This window comes from Rothia sp. (in: high G+C Gram-positive bacteria) (genome assembly GCF_015265375.1).
Taxonomy (GTDB): Bacteria; Actinomycetota; Actinomycetes; order Actinomycetales; family Micrococcaceae; genus Rothia.
Genome location: NZ_JABZXW010000052.1, coordinates 1 through 16,315 on the forward strand (window position 1 = coordinate 1; position 16,315 = coordinate 16,315).

Genomic DNA, 16,315 nt, shown 5'->3' on the forward strand with positions numbered 1-16,315 from the left:
GCGGGGGAGTGCCCCCTCTTCAGCGCCTGGGGGCGCTTCGAGGACGGAGCCCCCGCTCCGCATGAGCACTTTCGCCGAGGATGGTTAGCTACTCGTCCTCACCGGGAATAGAGGGAGACTTAGACAGAAACGGCTTTGCACTCACGCTCGCGGGGGGAGTGCCCCCTCTGCGGCGCTGGGGCGCCTTGAGGACGGGAGCCCCCGCTCCGCATGAGCACCTACGCCGCTGTGGGGCTCCAACCCCTGAATGACGAACTGTGAGGCGCAAAACATGACGCAGTGCCATACTGAAACCATGAAGATTCTGCACACCTCCGACTGGCACCTCGGCCGCACCTTCCACCGCAGCCCCCTCACCCGCGAACACCAGCAGTTCATCGACGAACTGCTCGAATACGTGCACGCCGAAGGCATCGATACTCTCCTCATCAGCGGCGACGTCTACGACAGCACCATCCCCACCGCCGAAAGCACCACCCTGCTCGACCAAGCACTCACCCGCCTCATGCGCGCCGGCGTGCAAGTCATCCTCAGCTCCGGCAACCACGACTCCTTCCGCCGCCTCAGCTACGGCGCCGCCTTCTTCGAAGCCTCCGGCGTGCACCTGCGCACCAGCCTCGAAGACGCTACCCGCCCCGTCGAACTCACCGACGGCACCTTGCGCGTACACGTCTACGCCATCCCCTACCTCGCGCCGCGCCTCCATGCCACCGCCCTCGGTGTAGATCCCACCCACCAGGCGGTCCTCGGCGCCGTCACCAACGCCATCCGCGCCGACGCCGCAGAACGACGCGCCCGCGGCGAAGGTGCCGACCGCATCATCGTCATGAGCCACGCAACCGTCAGCGACACCACCGGCAGCGCAGACACCACACCCCGCAGCGACTCCGAACGCGACATCAGCGTCGGCGGTATCGACTGGGTACCCGCCTCCCTCTTCGACGGCTTCGACTACGTAGCCCTCGGCCACATCCACAAGCGCTACCCCGTCACCCACACCATCCGCTACAGCGGCTCCCCGCTCGGCTTCTCATTCAGCGAAGAACACAACCGCAACGGCGCCTACCTCATCGAACTCAACCCCGGCGAAGAACCCACCATCAGCAGCCACGAATGGGCAACCCGTGTACACATGAAAACCCTGCGCGGCACCATGGAGCAGCTACTCAACGCCCCAGAAAACAGCCCCTACGAGCAGGGCTACTACTGCCGCATCGAACTCACCGACGAAACCCTACCCGTCGGCGCCGTCGACCGCCTGCGCAGCCGCTACGAAACCATCTCCCACTTCAGCTACCGCAGCACCCAACCCGCCACCGACAAACCCACCGCCGCACCGCCCACCCGCGACGCCGACCCCGTCGAAACCTTCGACCAATTCCACCAATACGTACGCAACCGCCCCCTCACCAGCGAAGAACGCGACGTCATCACCACCCTCAGCGACCACATCAAAAGCCACAAGGACAACGCATGATCCTGCACAACCTCGAATTCGAAGCCTTCATGGCATACCCCAAGCGCCAAGAAATCAACTTCGACACCCTCAACAACGCCGGAGTATTCCTGCTCAACGGCCCCACCGGCGCTGGTAAAACCACCATCCTCGACGCCATCTGCTACGCCCTCTACGGCGAAACCAGCAGCGACCGCGAATCCGCCAAACTGCACTCCACCTATGCGGCACACAGCGGCACCAAACCGCGCGTGTTACTCGACGTCACCCTCCACGGCAAGCGCCTGCGCATCGACCGCACCCCCGCCTACAACAAACCCATCACCCGCGGCGCCCGCAAAGGCCAGATGCGCGAAGAAAGCGCCAAAGCAACCCTCGCCGAACTCGCACCCGGCGCCGACCCCGCCGACGAAAAAGCCTGGACCCCCATCTCCAGCAGCGTCGCCGAAGTCAACCGCACCATCGCCGAACGCACCCACCTGACCAAAGAACAATTCCTCAAAGTCGTACTCCTGCCGCAGGGCCAGTTCGCGCAATTCCTCAAGTCCAAGCCCAAAGAACGCAAAGAACTGCTCAAAAAGATGTTCCCCGTCGAACACTACGAACAGCTCTTCGCTGCACTCACTGAGGAAGCGAAAACCGCCCAGCAGGAAGTCGCCCAGGACGAAAACACCCAGCGCGGCTACCTTGAACGTGCCCGCGCAGAAATGCTCGCCCTGCAGTCGCTACTGGACGCTGTGGATTCGGATGCTGAGGAAGCTGCGGAGGCGGGCGAGGAGACTTCCGAAAACCTCACCACTGAGAACGTCACTGCCGAGAATGTCACCGCCGAAACCCTCGACGCATGGGTTGCCAGCGGAGTAGAACGCGCCCGCAAAACCTCCGTGCGCGAGAAGCAGGAACAGCAGCGCCTCACCGACGAAGCCGACCGGAACACCCGCCTACTCGCCGAACGCGCCCAGCTGCAGGCCGACTGGCGCGAATACGAGCAGCTCTGCGAACGCCGCACCCGCCTGACCGAACGCGCCGAGGGGCATAAGGCGCAGCGTGAAGAGCTGGCGCAGGCGCGTGCTGCGGCACCCCTGCACGCACAGTACGCGCAGGTCCATGCCGAATCGCAGGCGCTCGCCGCCCGGGAACAGGAACATTCGGCGTGCGCATCCGCGCTGGATGAGACTGGTCGCGCCCTGCTTGCGGCACTGCGCGATGAGGAAACCTCGGCAGAGGTCATCTTCCCCGAAGAGACCACCTTCGCCGCACTCCCGGATTTCGAGCCCGCCGAGCAGGAAACCCAGCTCGAGGCGCTCCTCGACACCCTGCGCGCCCTGCAGAAGAAGGACGCGCAGCTGACCGACGAGGAAGCCGCCGCAGCCGCCCTGCTGAAGCAGGCAAACGCCCTCGAACAGGACAGGGCGCGTGCCGAAAAGAGGCTGAGCGACCTCACCGCCCAGGCCGAGCAGCTCGCCGAAGAACTCGCCGGCTACAGCACCGCCGACGAGGAGCGTACCCTCGCCGCGCACCTGGTCACCGAGGCGCAGCAGAAGCACGATGTAGCCCAGCAGATGCAGCAGAAGCTGGATGCCGCCTCCGCCGCGGTTGCTGCGGCCCAGAAGCAGAGCAAGCGCACCGCCACCGCCGAGCAGAAGGCGCAGGAAAAGTGGCAGGCTTCGGCTCAGCAGGCGCTCGCCGCCACGGAGGAGTTCAAGAACCTGCAGGTGCTGCGCCTCGCCCAGGCCTCGTCTCTGCTGGCGCGTGAGCTCAAGGACGGCGAACCCTGCGCGGTCTGCGGTTCAGTGGAGCACCCCGCTCCGGCGCGGATTGCCGAGGGCGAGCAGCTGGTTGAGCGTGCCGACCTGGACGCCGCCAAGGAGCGTGAAGACAAGGCTCACAAGCAGGCGCGTACCCACGAACTGGCTAAGGATCGGGCGACCAAGGCACATCAGGAAGCCTCCGAGGCGCTTGCCGCCGCCCGCACCCAGTACGAGACCCTGGTGGCTCAGGGCGAGTGCGATGTTGAGCAGACTGCCGCCCAGCTGCAGCAGGCGCAGACCCGCCTCGCGCAGGCTCAGTCGCGCGTGACCGCGCGTGACGGCGTGCTGGTGAAGGTTGAGCGGGTGCGTGCCGAGCAGCAGAAGGCTCAGGAGGCGCTACGCACCATCGAGAGCGCGGCGGTTGAGGCTCAGACTCGTCACCGTGATGCTGCGGCGCGCTGTGAGGCGGCTGCGGCTGAGTTGGCGCCTGCTCGTGCAGCGGTGGGTTTTGCGCAACGTGTTGAGGCTGTTGAGGGTTACCGTGTGGCGCATCAGCGTCTTGCTCGTGCAGTGTTGCTGTTGGGGCAGGCGCGTGAGCGTCATGCTTTGGCGGCGGCGCAGGCTGAGCGTTTGCTGGCTGAGTCTTCGTTTGAGAGCGCTGAGCTGGTGCAGGCGGCGGTGCGCACCCCCGAGCGTGTTGATGCCCTGGAGCAGGCTGTTGCCGCGTATGAGTTGGAGCATGCCCGCCTCCTTGAGGGCTTTGGTCGTGAGGCGATTGTTGCGGTGGCGGCGCGTGCCGCCGCTGGTGAGCAGGCGCCGGATGATCTGCAGGGTGTGCGTGAGCAGGTTGAGCAGTTGCGTGCGGCGGCGCACCGTTTGACTCTTCGTGAGGGTGAGCGGGAGAGCGTGCTGCGTTCTTTGCATGTGCTGCGTGGCGAGTATGCGGCGTTCCGTGCGCAGACGGCGCAGCGTTATGACCGTGCGCAGATGCTGGCTAACCTGGCGGCGGCTGCCCGCGGTGACACTCTGGGCGGTTATGAGCACCAGGTTGACCTGGTCAGCTATGTGCTGGGTGCAGAGTTTGAGCGTATTCTGCAGTCGGCGTCGTTGCATCTGGACCGAATGAGTGAGGGCCGCTACGGCATGGTGTTCAGCAATCACCGTGCGAAGGGTAGCCGTTCCGGCGGCGGCCTGAACCTGGAGATTACCGACACCTGGACGGGCGAGCCGCGTGAGGCGTCGTCGCTGTCCGGTGGTGAGTCGTTCTTGGCGTCGCTGTCGTTGGCGTTGGGTCTGGCTGAGGTTGTGCAGGCGAATAACGGCGGTATCGAGCTGGATACCCTGTTCATTGATGAGGGTTTTGGCACGTTGGACGCCGAAACCTTGGACATGGTGATGGGCACGATCGAATCTCTGCGTGATAGCGGCCGCACTATTGGCCTGATTTCGCATGTGGAGGAGATGAAGAACCGTATTCCCGCCCAGATTGTGGTTGAAAAGGGTCAGAACGGCTCGTCGGTGAGGGTAAACTCCTAGTAGGCATAAATTCGCTTCCGGGCTGCTGTTATGGCATGTCCGGCGGCTTATACGTGAAAGAGATGATGACCTCGACACCTCAGGACAGGGCACCGAATTCAACGTATCGTGTGGAACCTTCGGCTGATGCGCACACTAACGCATCCGCGCCGGAGGTTCCTCCGCGCACCATGAAGGTGGCACCCGCCTCCGATTCGCCGGATAAGTCGTGTGCTTCGGGCACGGGTATTCCAACGGTTCCGGGTACGTCCTTGACGGATGTGGTGCGCAGTAACGACCACGTGTTGCAGGAGTTGCCGCCGCGACCGGTTCCTACTGCGGATGAGGTTAATACGAACGCCTCGGTGCCGGATATTTTGCGTCAGCATTGGGCGTTGTTCCTGCGTAACGGTAAGGAGCAGCGTTACCATCTGCGCGGTGTGCTCCGTGATGAGGGCTTTGCCCGTAATGTGTTGACGATTCTGTTCCATATTCCGGCGGCTTCTTCGGCGTTTGCGCTGTATATTCTGTTGGCGAGCCACCTGGGTAGTGTGCATGATGGCGGCTATGCGGTGGCGGCGTTTGCTGGCGCGTATTCGGTGCAGATTATGCTCGGCCCGATGCTGGTGCGTGCCCTGGGTTTGAGGGCGTTGCTGGCGATTACGTCGGTGCTGAATATTGCTGCGGTGCTGAATATGCTGGTCATTGGTTGGCGTTTGACGGTTGACCCGAATAACGTGAGTACGACATACCATGCGCTCTCTTGCGCGGCGATGGGTTTTACGACTCCGCCGTGGACGCCGTTTGCGTTGGAGTCGCTGTACCGCCGCAACTATAAGTACAGTGATGTTCGCTTGTCGACAGCTGTTTCTTGGGGGACGACGGCGAACCTGTCGATGTACCCGCTGGCTGCTCTGCTGGTGCGGCTGGGCGATGCGTACCTCACCCCGAATCATGAGTATGCGGGCTTCTGGATCACGATGATTCTGGATGCGCTACTGTTCATTGTGGTTCTGGCCGCGCCGATGTGGCTGCCGGATATTTCGCGTATTCGCATGTCTCCGCCGAAGAATCTGGTCCGTCCGAATAAGCAGACGGTGGTGTTGATTCTTGGTCTGGTGCTGCTGGGTGCGTGTATGGGCGCGGTCGGTTCGGGTCTGCTGGGCTTCTCGCTGATTCACGGTTCGATGAACCTGTTCATGGCGATGGTTGCGACCGGTACCGGCGCGATGGTGCTTGTGTCTTTCCCCGTGGTTTTGGGTGCCCGTTCGGTGAACCCGTGGCATGGTTGGTTGGTGAGCGGCGTTCTGCTGATTATGGGTGCCCTGTATTTGCCGGCGAGTGATGATACGTCCACGATTTTCTATGCGTTGGTGCTGTGTGGTGCGGTGCTGGGTGTGGCGTTTGGCGGTCATGAGCTGTGGCTGAACCGTTCGCTCAAGCATATTCCTGATGCGCAGGCGAGCTTCTTTACCCGCTCGATGCTGGGTATTGGTCTTGCGATGGGTAGTATGTGGGGCGGCTATATGGGTGACGCTCCGTATTACCGTAATGCGTTTATGGTGCCGGTGATTATTGCGACGCTGTATTTTGCGTTGGGTCATTTGTACGGCTACCTGTGGCGTGAGGAGCATGAGGAGCAGCTGACTCCTTGGGATCAGTTGGAACGTCGTTAGCGCATGTTTAAAGGCGGATGCCCCGCCACCTTCTGCAGGTGGTGGGGCATCCGCCTTTTGTGTACCGTGCTCGGTTTGTGGTGAGCCTCGGCCTGAGAACCTCAGCCTGTGAGTCTCAGTGTGAGAATCTCAGCGTGAGGCTACAGGTTTAGTGACCGCGCTTAATCCATGCGGGAAGCTCGGGTGCTTCCAGGCCGATGCCGGTGCTGTCACCGTGGCCGGTGAGGACCGCGGTGGACGCGGGCAGGGTCAGCAGGCGGGTCGAGATCGACTCGATGATGGTGTCGAAGTCGCTGTAGGAGCGTCCGGTTGCGCCGGGGCCGCCGTTGAAGAGGGTGTCGCCGGAGAAGACGACGCCTTCGCTGTTTTCCCAGCTGAGGGTGGGTGCGTAGAAGCACACGGAGCCGGGGGAATGGCCGGGGGTGGCGAGGACCTTCAGTTCGGTGTCGCCGATGCGCAGTACATCGCCGTCAGCGAGTTCGTGGTCGAAGTCCCAGGAAGGGTACACCATTTCCCAGAGCACACGGTCTGCGGGGTTCAGGTAGACGGGTGCGCCGAAGCGTTCTGCCGCCTCCTTGGCGCTGCGGATGTGGTCGTCGTGGGCGTGGGTCAGCAGAATCTTCTCCACGGTGCGGCCTGCGACGGTGCGGGAGATCTTGTCGACGTCGTGGGCGGGGTCAATGATGATCACGGAGGAGTCATTGCCGATGATCCAGACGTTGTTGTCGACGTCCCAGCAGCCGCCGTCCAGCGAGAAGGTGCCGGAGGTGACGACTCGTTCAATACGTTCGCTCACGCTACGCTCCTAGAGTTCCACGACCGAGCGCAGCACGCGGCCGGTCTTCATGGTTTCGAATGCTTCGTTGACGTCTTCGAGGCGGATGCGCTCGGAGACGAAGCCGTCCAGGTCGAGGCGGCCGAGCAGGTACTGGTCCACGAATTCGGGGAAGTCGCGGGAGGGCAGGGTGTCGCCGTACCATGCGCTCTTGATGGAGCCGCCGCGGCCGAACACCTCGTCCAGCGGGATGTTCCAGGTGGTGCCGGGGGCGGGCACGCCGACGAGCACGACGCGGCCAGCCAAATCGCGTGCCTCGAAGGCCTGCTTGAAGGTGGGGGCGATGCCGACAGCGTCGATGACGAGGTCTGCACCGAAGCCGCCGGTGAGTTCCTTGATGGCCTCGACGGGGTCGACCTTGGAGGAGTTCACGGTGTGGGTTGCGCCGTGCTCGCGTGCGCGTGCCAGCTTATCTTCGTCGATGTCGACGGCGATGATGGTGGTTGCGCCACCGAGCTGTGCACCTGCGATTGCTGCGGTGCCAACGCCGCCGCAACCGATGACTGCGACAGACTCGCCGCGCTTGAGCTCACCGGTGTTCAGCACAGCGCCCAGACCTGCGGTGACGCCGCAGCCGAGCAGACCGATGGCAGCGTACTGTTCGGGGCTGATGTCAGCGGTGATCTTGGTGCACTGACCTGCCGCGACGAGGGTCTTCTCAGCGAAGGAGCCGATACCCAGTGCGGGGGTGAGCTCGGTGCCGTCCTCGAGGGTCATCTTCTGGGTTGCGTTGTGGGTTGCGAAGCAGTACTGCGGCTGGCCCTTGCGGCATGCACGGCACTCGCCGCAGACGGCACGCCAGTTGAGGATGACCAGGTCGCCGGGGGCGATATCGGTGACGTCATCGCCGACAGCCTCAACGATACCTGCGGACTCGTGGCCGAGCAGGTAGGGGAAGTCCTGGCCGACGCCGCCGGTGACGTAGTGGTGGTCGGTCTGGCAGACACCGCAGGTGAGGACCTTGACGAGTGCTTCTCCCTTGCCGGGGTCGGGTACGTTGATGGTGGTGACGGTGACGGGCGCGTCCTGGGCGAGGGCTACGACAGCCTTAACCTTGTGCATGGTGCTCCTTTGCTGAGGCGCGGCTGAGGCTCAACCGCAGATAAAGGTTTTTTGATACGTTCCCATTCTAAGAGCTAAGGCATACCTGATGCACCCCGGGGCTGAGCGTGAAGCCCCCAGGTGAATGTGACGTTTTATGACGTTGTAACTCAACCCGCCCGGAACCCGCGTAGCCTGCGGCTACTTACTCTGCCGCCTCCACCTCTGCTGCGAAGGCGAGCGCGCCGCGTCGGAACGCGCCCGAGGTCAGTGCGTTCACGTGGTCGCGGCCGGGCAGGGAGATGAAACGGTTGAGCGGGTTGTTGCCGCGCACCATGTCGTAGAGTTCGGCACCGTCGGCGGCGATGGTGTCCGCGTCGCCGAGCACGACAGCAACGGGTGCGTGCGGATGCGCGCCCGGGTGACCGGCAGGTAGGTTCGGGGATCCGGCACGCAGGGCGGGCACGTCGAAGAACGGGCCGAAGGGAATCCGCACGAACTTCAGCAGTGCGTCGGGCTGAATGGGGGAGTTGTCAATGATCGAGGTGAAGGAGGCAATCGCCTCGTCGGTGGAGTCTGCCGCCGGGGTTTCACCATCCGCCGTGACGCTGGTTCCCTCGTGCGCTTCGAGCATGGCGCGCAGGGTAATGAGGTGGTCGTGCAGGGGCAGGCCGCCCAGGGTGAGGGATGCGACCGCCTCCGGGTGGGTGAGGGCGAGTTCCCAGCCGACGCGCGCGCCGAAGGAGAAGCCGATAACGTGCGCGCGGGGCTCCAGTTCAACGCCGAGGTCGTTCTCGGTGGCGACGGTGCGCAGCAGTTGGGCGAGCAGGTTGGTGAACAGGTGCATGGGGGTCAGTGGCTGGCCCTCCGCATCGACAGAGGGTACAGAATCGAACGGGATCGTGCCGCTACGCACTCCCGTGTTGTCGGGGAGCTTGCAATCGATGGCGTGCATGGACTCGGGGTCTTTGAGGTATTCGTCCGAGTGGTAGGGCAGGGCAACGATTAGCACGGGGTATCCGGCGCGCAGGTATTGGCGAATCCAGCTGGTGCCACCGTAGAGCTGTTCGCCGCGGGTGGCGAAGCCGTGAATCATGAGGGCGGGGATGCGGCTTTTGAGCTGCTGCGGCTGGTAGAGGGTGTACTCGAGGTCGGGGAGGGTAACGCTGGGCGCGGCATCATTGGGCGTAGCGGCACTGGGTACGGCAAAGGGCGCGGGAGAGAATTCTGCACTGGTCATATGTCTATCTTAGTGACCAGCGCAGGGTTTCTGTCCTGCGCCCTTAATCAGGTTGAAGCGGTACGCGCTCAGCTGAGCTGCCGTTTAGTTCTTCTTCGCCGCACCGTTCGAACTATCGGTGCTCAGGTCGAAGAGCGCATCCTGCTGAGAGTCAGCCTTTGCGTTCGCATCTGCCTTTGCCGCGGTTGCCTCAGAAGCCTGAGCCCCAGAAGCCTGAGCCTCGGCGGTATCAGCCTTCGCCTGCTTCTTCTGCAACTGTTCCTTGCCGTTGTCGAGTCGTTCCTTGCCGTCGGCAATGAGGGTGCGAATCATGGTGGTGTTGGTGTCCACCGCCTTCTGCACGCGAGCGGCAATGGAGGGGCCCTTCGGCTTGGGGAGCATGCCCTGGCCTGCCGCCTGCTGCTGCAATTCGCGTCCGGCGGACATGAGGCGTTCGCGCTGTTCTGTCATCGCACGGGATGCGGTGGTGCTGCGCGGCTGAACCTTCAGGTATCCGTGGTCGTCTTCGCCGGCGAGTACCTGGCGCATGAGCATGATTTCTGCGTCTAGGTGCGCGCCAAAGAGAAGCATATTGTTCATAATCCAGATGAACAGCAGCATCACAATCACACCACCAATGAGGCCGTAGGTTGCGTTGTACTTGCTGAAGTTGTTGGCGTAGAGGGTGAAGCCGAAACCGCCCAGGCCCATGCCGAAGAGTGCCAGCGCCGCACCGGGGGAGAGCTTCCACTGTTTGAAGCGGCGCACGTTCGGGGTTGCGGCGTACAGCAGGGTGATGAGCCCGATTGCCATGAACAGGATGAGGACCCAGCGGCCGTTAAGCCAGATGAGCTTGATGAGTTCCATATCCACGGTTTCGGGTACATACCGACCGACCATGTCCAGGACGGTTACACCCAGCAGCATCATGAGCATCATGAGTACCACGAGGATGATAATCACGGTGGTGACGAAGACGTTCAGCGGCTTGAGAATCCAGCCGGGGCGGCCTTCACGCACGTTGTAGACCGTGTTGAGAGCTCGGCCGAAGGATCCGGTGTACCCGGAGGCGGACCAGATCGCACTGAGGATACCGGTCAACAGCACCAGGCCTGCGCCATGGTCGCCGGTAATCTGCTTGATGGGGTCTTCCATAATGGCGTACATCTGGGCGGGCGCGTTGTCCTTGAGGAAGGCGAGGATGACGGCGGCGCTTTCCTCACCGTGACCGAATACGCCCAGTAGGGAGACGATCGCCAGCAGGGCGGGGAAGATGGACAGCACGGTGAAGTAGGTGAGTGCTGCCGCCATATCGGTGCCGCCGTTTGCGCCGAATTTGTAGATGGCACGGCGCAGAATGTAGAGAATGCTGCCCTTGGGGAAGTCGCGCAGTTTCACGCTTGCGTACTTGGGGGCCGCGGGCTTCTTCTTACGGGAGAAGAGTCCGCGTCGAGCTCCGGCGGGTACCTGGGTTGAGGAGGTGTCCGTGGAAGAGCCGGTGTGTGCAGCCAATGGGGCTCCTTGAATGAGTGGGGTGTACACAGTGGTGCGCCTATGAGCTTCAGCGTGTGGGCGCACAGAAGGGGCGAGGAGAACAATGAGCTGTCCTTCCCGCCCCTGCGGTGACATTATATAGGGTTTTCTGACCCTCCCGTATTTTTCTGCGAGTGCAGATAGATAACCTGTTTGTCAGTTAGAGAGGGTAACCACCCCGAAAAGCCTCAAAAAGGCTTGTTAGATACTGTTTTCGACTAGCTGAAAACTAGTTGTAAATACCCAGAACCTTAGCGGTGTGAGCCATAACCTCATCAGCCAGATCCGGGTTGTCGTTGAGCTTCACGCCGTAACCGGGGATGAGCTCCTTCAGGCGAGGCTCCCAACCAGCAATCTTGGCGGGGAAGCACTGCTTGAGCAGGTTCAGCATAATCGGAGCCGCGGTGGAAGCACCGGGGGATGCACCCAGCAGAGCTGCGATGGAGCCGTCCGCTGCGGAGACAACCTCGGTACCGAACTGCAGGATGCCGCCCTTCTTCGCGTCCTTCTTCATAATCTGAACGCGCTGACCAGCCTCGATGAGCTCCCACTCGCCGCCAACAGCCTCGGGGTAGTACTGGTGCAGGGTCTCCAGGCGTGCGTTCTTGTCCTTGACCAGCTCGGAGAGCAGGTACTTGACCAGGGAGAAGTTATCCAGACCTGCACGGGTCATGGGGTACAGGTTGTGCAGGCGCAGGGACAGCGGCAGATCCAGCAGGGAGCCCTGCTTCAGGAAGTTGGTCTTGAAACCTGCGTAGGGGCCGAAGAGCAGAGCACGCTTGCCGTCCACGTAGCGGGTGTCCAGGTGGGGAACAGACATGGGGGGTGCACCCACCGAAGCCTGACCGTACACCTTAGCGTTGTGCTGGTTTGCGGTTGCCTCGTGGGTGTTGCGCAGGAACAGACCGGAGACGGGGAAGCCGCCGTAGCCCTTACCCTCTTCAATGCCGGACTTCTGCAGCAGGTGCAGGGCGCCACCGCCGGCACCGAGGAACACGAACTTCGCGTTGATGCTCAGAGGCTCATCCTTGTTGATGCGGTTAATCGCCTGAACCTGCCAGGAGCCGTTCGACTCGCGGTTCAGGTTGGTGACCTGGTAGCCGTAGCGAACCTCAACACCCTTGGTCTGCAGGTAATCGACCAGCTGCTCGGTGAGGGAGCCGAAGTTCACGTCGGTACCTTCGGGGGACCAGGTTGCAGCCATCGGCTCGTTACCCTTGCGACCCTTGACGGTCAGCGGTGCCCATTCGCCAATCTTCTCGCGGTCATTGGAGAACTGCATACGCTCGAAGAGCTTCTCCTTGCGGAAAGAATCGTAGCGCGCAGCCAGGTACTTGGAGTGGTCTTCGCCGAAGACCAGGGACATGTGGGGGACCGGGTTGATGAAGCTGGTGTCAGTCAGAATATTCTTCTCAGCCAGGGATGCCCAGAACTGGCGGGAAACCTGGAACTGCTCGTTAATGTTCAGTGCCTTGGCAGCGGAGACAGTACCGTCGGGACCAGCGGGGGCGTAGTTGAGCTCGCACAGTGCCGAGTGGCCGGTACCTGCGTTATTCCAGGGGTTGGAGGATTCCTGAGCAACCTTGTCGAGGCGTTCGAGTAGGATAATATTCCAGGTCGGTTCGAGCTCCTTGAGGAACACGCCGAGGGTGGCGCTCATGATGCCGCCGCCGACCAGGACGACGTCGGTTCGTTCAGTACGTGCTACCACTGAGTTCTCCCTTAGGGTGAGGGTGCCCATCCTCGGGCACAATGACTGTGGGGTACATCATCTAGCCTACTCCTTTTAGCGGGGGAGGCATAGCTAGAATCAGCAAATAACAGGAGAGTGTTGCAGTTCACACGCTAGCTTCCCCGGAGGGTAGAAACCCTCCAGAGCACGCCAAACATGCGCACAATGCAACACTCAAACCTGAACTGCCTACAACTTACGCAGTTTTCCAAACAGCTCAATCGCATTCTGCTCCGTCTGATAGCCCTGAACCTCACGGCTCACAGCCACCTTAGACGTCACATTCAGCAACGGAACCGCCGGCATGAACTGACCCAACTGAGACACAACCTTCGCGTATAGTTCACGCTGCGAATCCACCGAAACAGCAGAATCCGCGGTACGAATCGCCTCCATCACCTCACTAAAACGAGGCGACGGCGCCACCGCCACAGCAGTAGGCTGCGGCGAAGGTGACGCCGACGGGCTCGGCGAAGCAGAAGCCGAAGCCTCCTCCTCAGGCATCAACGGGTCCGGCGAATAACTCGGCTGCGGGCTCGGAGTCGCAGAAATCCGCACATTCGAATTCGCACCACCCGACGACGGCACATCAGAACTCTTCTTCGTCAAACCAGTCGTCATATCCGACGGCGCATTAGCAATCAACGAACGCACCTGATGCTCAGCAATCAGCGGCGCCAACACCGGACCAAAGAACGCATACGGGTCACGGTACATGCCGTAGAAACCCGCCAAGGTAATACCGCGCTCAGAAGAAACCTCACGGCTCTTCGACAGATACTCAGACCACGGCAGAGGCACCGGCTTAATATTCAGGCCCACCTCAATCAGCGAAGCCACCATCTCCGAATACACCTTCTGCGGAGTATCCATCCACGGCAGAGACACATCGGCAGGGTAGTAACACTCAATCACCTGATTGTCGTACCCAGCAGTTGCCAACAGTGAGCGCGCCATATCCTGATTACGGTCCGTGTAATCCTTCGCGTCATCAGCCTTAATGCGGAACGACGGCGAAATCAGCGTCTGCGCATCCGAGGTGCCCTGCGGATAATACTGACGTAGTGCACCGCGATCCACAGCATGCGAAATAGCGCGACGCACCGAAATATTCTTCAACACCGGATGCGCCGTATTCAAACCCAAATACACCAGCGAGAACGGGTCACGGCCCGGCGTCTGATAGCCATCACGCGCCAACTGACCCAGATCAGACGAATTCACCTGATCACACGCATCAATGTGACCCTCCATCAGCGCAAAATAACGCTTATCCGACGAAGTGAGGGTCGAAATCTGAATCTCATCCAGCTCAGGTGCCTGACCATCAAAATGGGTATTTTTCAGCAAGCGAACCGTGCCGGCCTCGAACGACTCCACACGGAACGCACCCGTACCCACCGGGCTACCCGTCAGCTTCTGATCCGCACCAAAAAGCGAAGGATCAATAATGCCAAACGCCTGCTGCGTCAAAATACGCGGGAATGCCAGAGAAGGACGCGACAGCGTCACCACCACAGAGTTACCCTTCGCCACCACCGACGAAACCAACGGCAAGAACGACTGCACCACAGAGGACTGAGCGGAATCCGACTTCTGCGCACCCTTCTTATCGCCCGGATGCGCAGCATCAGAAGCGCTCGCAGAAGTCGATGCAGAAGCAGACGCGCTCGGGGTAGCAGTCTCAGAGGCACTCGCAGAAGCAGACGGGGAAGCACTTGCAGAAGCAGACGCACTCACTGAAGCAGACGGAGTCGTCGCACCCGACGGAGACGCCTGAACCGGCGCAGGCTCCACCGCCGAAGGATCAATAGAACCCGGCTTCGGCACACCAAAACCCCACGCAAACAACGGCTGAGCAGGCACCGCATGAGCAGCAGTACCCTCACCCGTAGCCAACGTCTGCCACCTCTGGAAATTCTGCACCACAGCATCCGCAGTCAACGCAGAACCGTTACTAAAATGCGCCTCACGCAACACAAACGTATGCACCAAGCGGTCATCAGAAACCGTCCACTCACTACACAACGAATCCTGAACCTCAGGATCACCCGTGTAATGATTCGCCACCAACAACGTCTGCAAAACCTGCGCCGTCACCTGATACGTACTCGCCACAGGAAACAACACCGGGTCCAAACCCAACGGCGCCGCACCCTGCGCAAACCGAAACACGCGACGCGCATCAGCAGACGACGCACTCGCCGAAGAACCAGCTGACGAACCAGCAGAAGACTGACCAGAACACGCAGAAAGCGCCAAACCAGCACTAAAAAGCGCGCCAAAACGCAAAACGGCACGTCGACTCAAGCCACTCGAGCCGGCAGTAGCTCGCAGCAGCGCATCAGAACTGCCAACAGCTGACGATGCATAAGGCTGATGCTGCACGGGAGGGTCCTCTCTTCCGTCGCGGATGCTTATCTTTCAGGATAACGGTTCAACACCCAACCGGGCGAGACACGCCCACCCCGGCAAGGCGCATACAAGAGAACCCGCCGCCACGAAAACCGTGACGGCGGGCCCAATGTGAATGTGTGTGCGCGAGGGGGGACTTGAACCCCCACGCCATAAGGCACAGGAACCTAAATCCTGCGTGTCTGCCAATTTCACCACTCGCGCGTAGCGTCACCCCACATCCGAAGATGCATGCGTCTGAGGCAACAAAAAATTAGTGTACACCAGGAACCCAGGTTCTCCAAGCCTTAAAAGAAGCCCTCATAGGGCAAAAAGTCCGCAAACACGCCGAACAACAGCCCTCTCAAGAAGCAGTAGAACGGCGATACACAAACCCCAGAAAACGTGACCCTACTTCGGGTCAATACCCAAATCACGACGCAACTTCGCCACATGACCCGTCGCACGCACATTGTACTGAGCCACAGAAATAACACCCTGCTCATCAATCACAAACGTCGAACGAATCAGGCCCTCATACACCTTGCCGTAATTCTTCTTCTCACCCCATGCACCATACGCCTCAGCCACAGCATGATCAGCATCAGACAGTAGCGGGAACGTCAACGACTCCTTCTCCACAAAACGCGCAATAGCCGCCGGCGAATCCGGAGAAACACCCAACACCACGTAACCCAACGACTTCAACGACGCCAAATTATCGCGGAAATCGCACGCCTCCTTAGTACAACCCGGAGTCGAAGCCTTCGGGTAAAAATACAAAATCACCTTGCTGCCCGCATAATCACTCAGACTGTGCTCCTTACCTGACGCATCAGCAAGGGTAAAAGCAGGGGCCGGGGTGCCCGGCTCAAGACGAACGCTCATCAATAACTCCTCAAAACATCAATAGAGATCAGCAGGGGAGCGGCGGATGCGCCCCACACAGTACCAAGGGCGGACGCGCCCCATGCAATACACACAGTCTAGTGTCCCACACACCCCACCCAAACAATGTGTCCAGGTTCACCACAAATCAACTTGCGTACACCACAAAAACTCGCGTATAGTATTTTTCTGTTGCAAGGGAAACCTTGAAAAACAAAACAAGCGCCTCTAGCTCAATTGGCAGAGCAATTGACTCTTAATCAATGGGTTCTGGG

Annotated in this window: 10 protein-coding genes and 1 tRNA gene; 3 read left to right on the plus strand and 8 right to left on the minus strand. The window is 60.8% G+C overall.

Features of this window, described 5'->3' with window-relative positions; translation table 11 throughout:
• Positions 1 to 271: 271 nt before the first annotated feature.
• From HXO69_RS07075 to HXO69_RS07085, 3 genes are all read left to right on the plus strand, one after another.
• Positions 272 to 1,477, plus strand: coding sequence for an exonuclease SbcCD subunit D (locus tag HXO69_RS07075; protein WP_296546172.1), 1,206 nt, complete (start codon positions 272 to 274; stop codon positions 1,475 to 1,477).
• Complete coding sequence (locus tag HXO69_RS07080) at positions 1,474 to 4,743, plus strand: SMC family ATPase (protein WP_296546173.1); 3,270 nt, start codon at positions 1,474 to 1,476, stop codon at positions 4,741 to 4,743. Before HXO69_RS07075 ends, HXO69_RS07080 begins: the two co-directional genes overlap by 4 nt.
• A 65-nt stretch (positions 4,744 to 4,808) precedes the next feature.
• Positions 4,809 to 6,398, plus strand: a complete 1,590-nt coding sequence (locus HXO69_RS07085) for an MFS transporter (RefSeq protein WP_296546174.1) — start codon at positions 4,809 to 4,811, stop codon at positions 6,396 to 6,398.
• Positions 6,399 to 6,546: 148 nt separating this feature from the next.
• On the opposite strand, the gene HXO69_RS07090 is transcribed toward HXO69_RS07085, so the two are convergent.
• The 8 genes from HXO69_RS07090 to bcp form a co-directional block, all read right to left on the minus strand.
• Positions 6,547 to 7,194, minus strand: a complete 648-nt coding sequence (locus tag HXO69_RS07090) for an MBL fold metallo-hydrolase (RefSeq protein WP_005505505.1) — start codon at positions 7,192 to 7,194, stop codon at positions 6,547 to 6,549.
• Positions 7,195 to 7,203: 9 nt separating this feature from the next.
• Positions 7,204 to 8,295: an S-(hydroxymethyl)mycothiol dehydrogenase gene (locus HXO69_RS07095; RefSeq protein WP_296546177.1), complete on the minus strand. Its 1,092-nt coding sequence runs from the start codon at positions 8,293 to 8,295 to the stop codon at positions 7,204 to 7,206.
• Positions 8,296 to 8,479: 184 nt separating this feature from the next.
• On the minus strand, positions 8,480 to 9,514 hold the full coding sequence (locus HXO69_RS07100) for an alpha/beta hydrolase (protein WP_296546179.1): 1,035 nt from the start codon (positions 9,512 to 9,514) through the stop codon (positions 8,480 to 8,482).
• A gap of 84 nt (positions 9,515 to 9,598) precedes the next feature.
• Complete coding sequence (locus HXO69_RS07105; RefSeq protein ID WP_296546181.1) at positions 9,599 to 11,005, minus strand: YihY/virulence factor BrkB family protein; 1,407 nt, start codon at positions 11,003 to 11,005, stop codon at positions 9,599 to 9,601.
• A 250-nt stretch (positions 11,006 to 11,255) separates the two neighbouring features.
• Positions 11,256 to 12,737 (minus strand): malate:quinone oxidoreductase, encoded by a 1,482-nt coding sequence (locus HXO69_RS07110; protein ID WP_407072262.1) that lies wholly within the window; start codon positions 12,735 to 12,737, stop codon positions 11,256 to 11,258.
• A gap of 210 nt (positions 12,738 to 12,947) precedes the next feature.
• On the minus strand, positions 12,948 to 15,146 hold the full coding sequence (locus tag HXO69_RS07115; protein ID WP_296546185.1) for an ABC transporter substrate-binding protein: 2,199 nt from the start codon (positions 15,144 to 15,146) through the stop codon (positions 12,948 to 12,950).
• A gap of 149 nt (positions 15,147 to 15,295) precedes the next feature.
• Positions 15,296 to 15,377 (minus strand) — tRNA-Leu (locus HXO69_RS07120).
• Positions 15,378 to 15,563: 186 nt separating this feature from the next.
• Positions 15,564 to 16,040, minus strand: a complete 477-nt coding sequence (gene bcp / locus HXO69_RS07125) for a thioredoxin-dependent thiol peroxidase (RefSeq protein ID WP_005508643.1) — start codon at positions 16,038 to 16,040, stop codon at positions 15,564 to 15,566.
• Between the last annotated feature and the right edge of the window lie 275 nt (positions 16,041 to 16,315).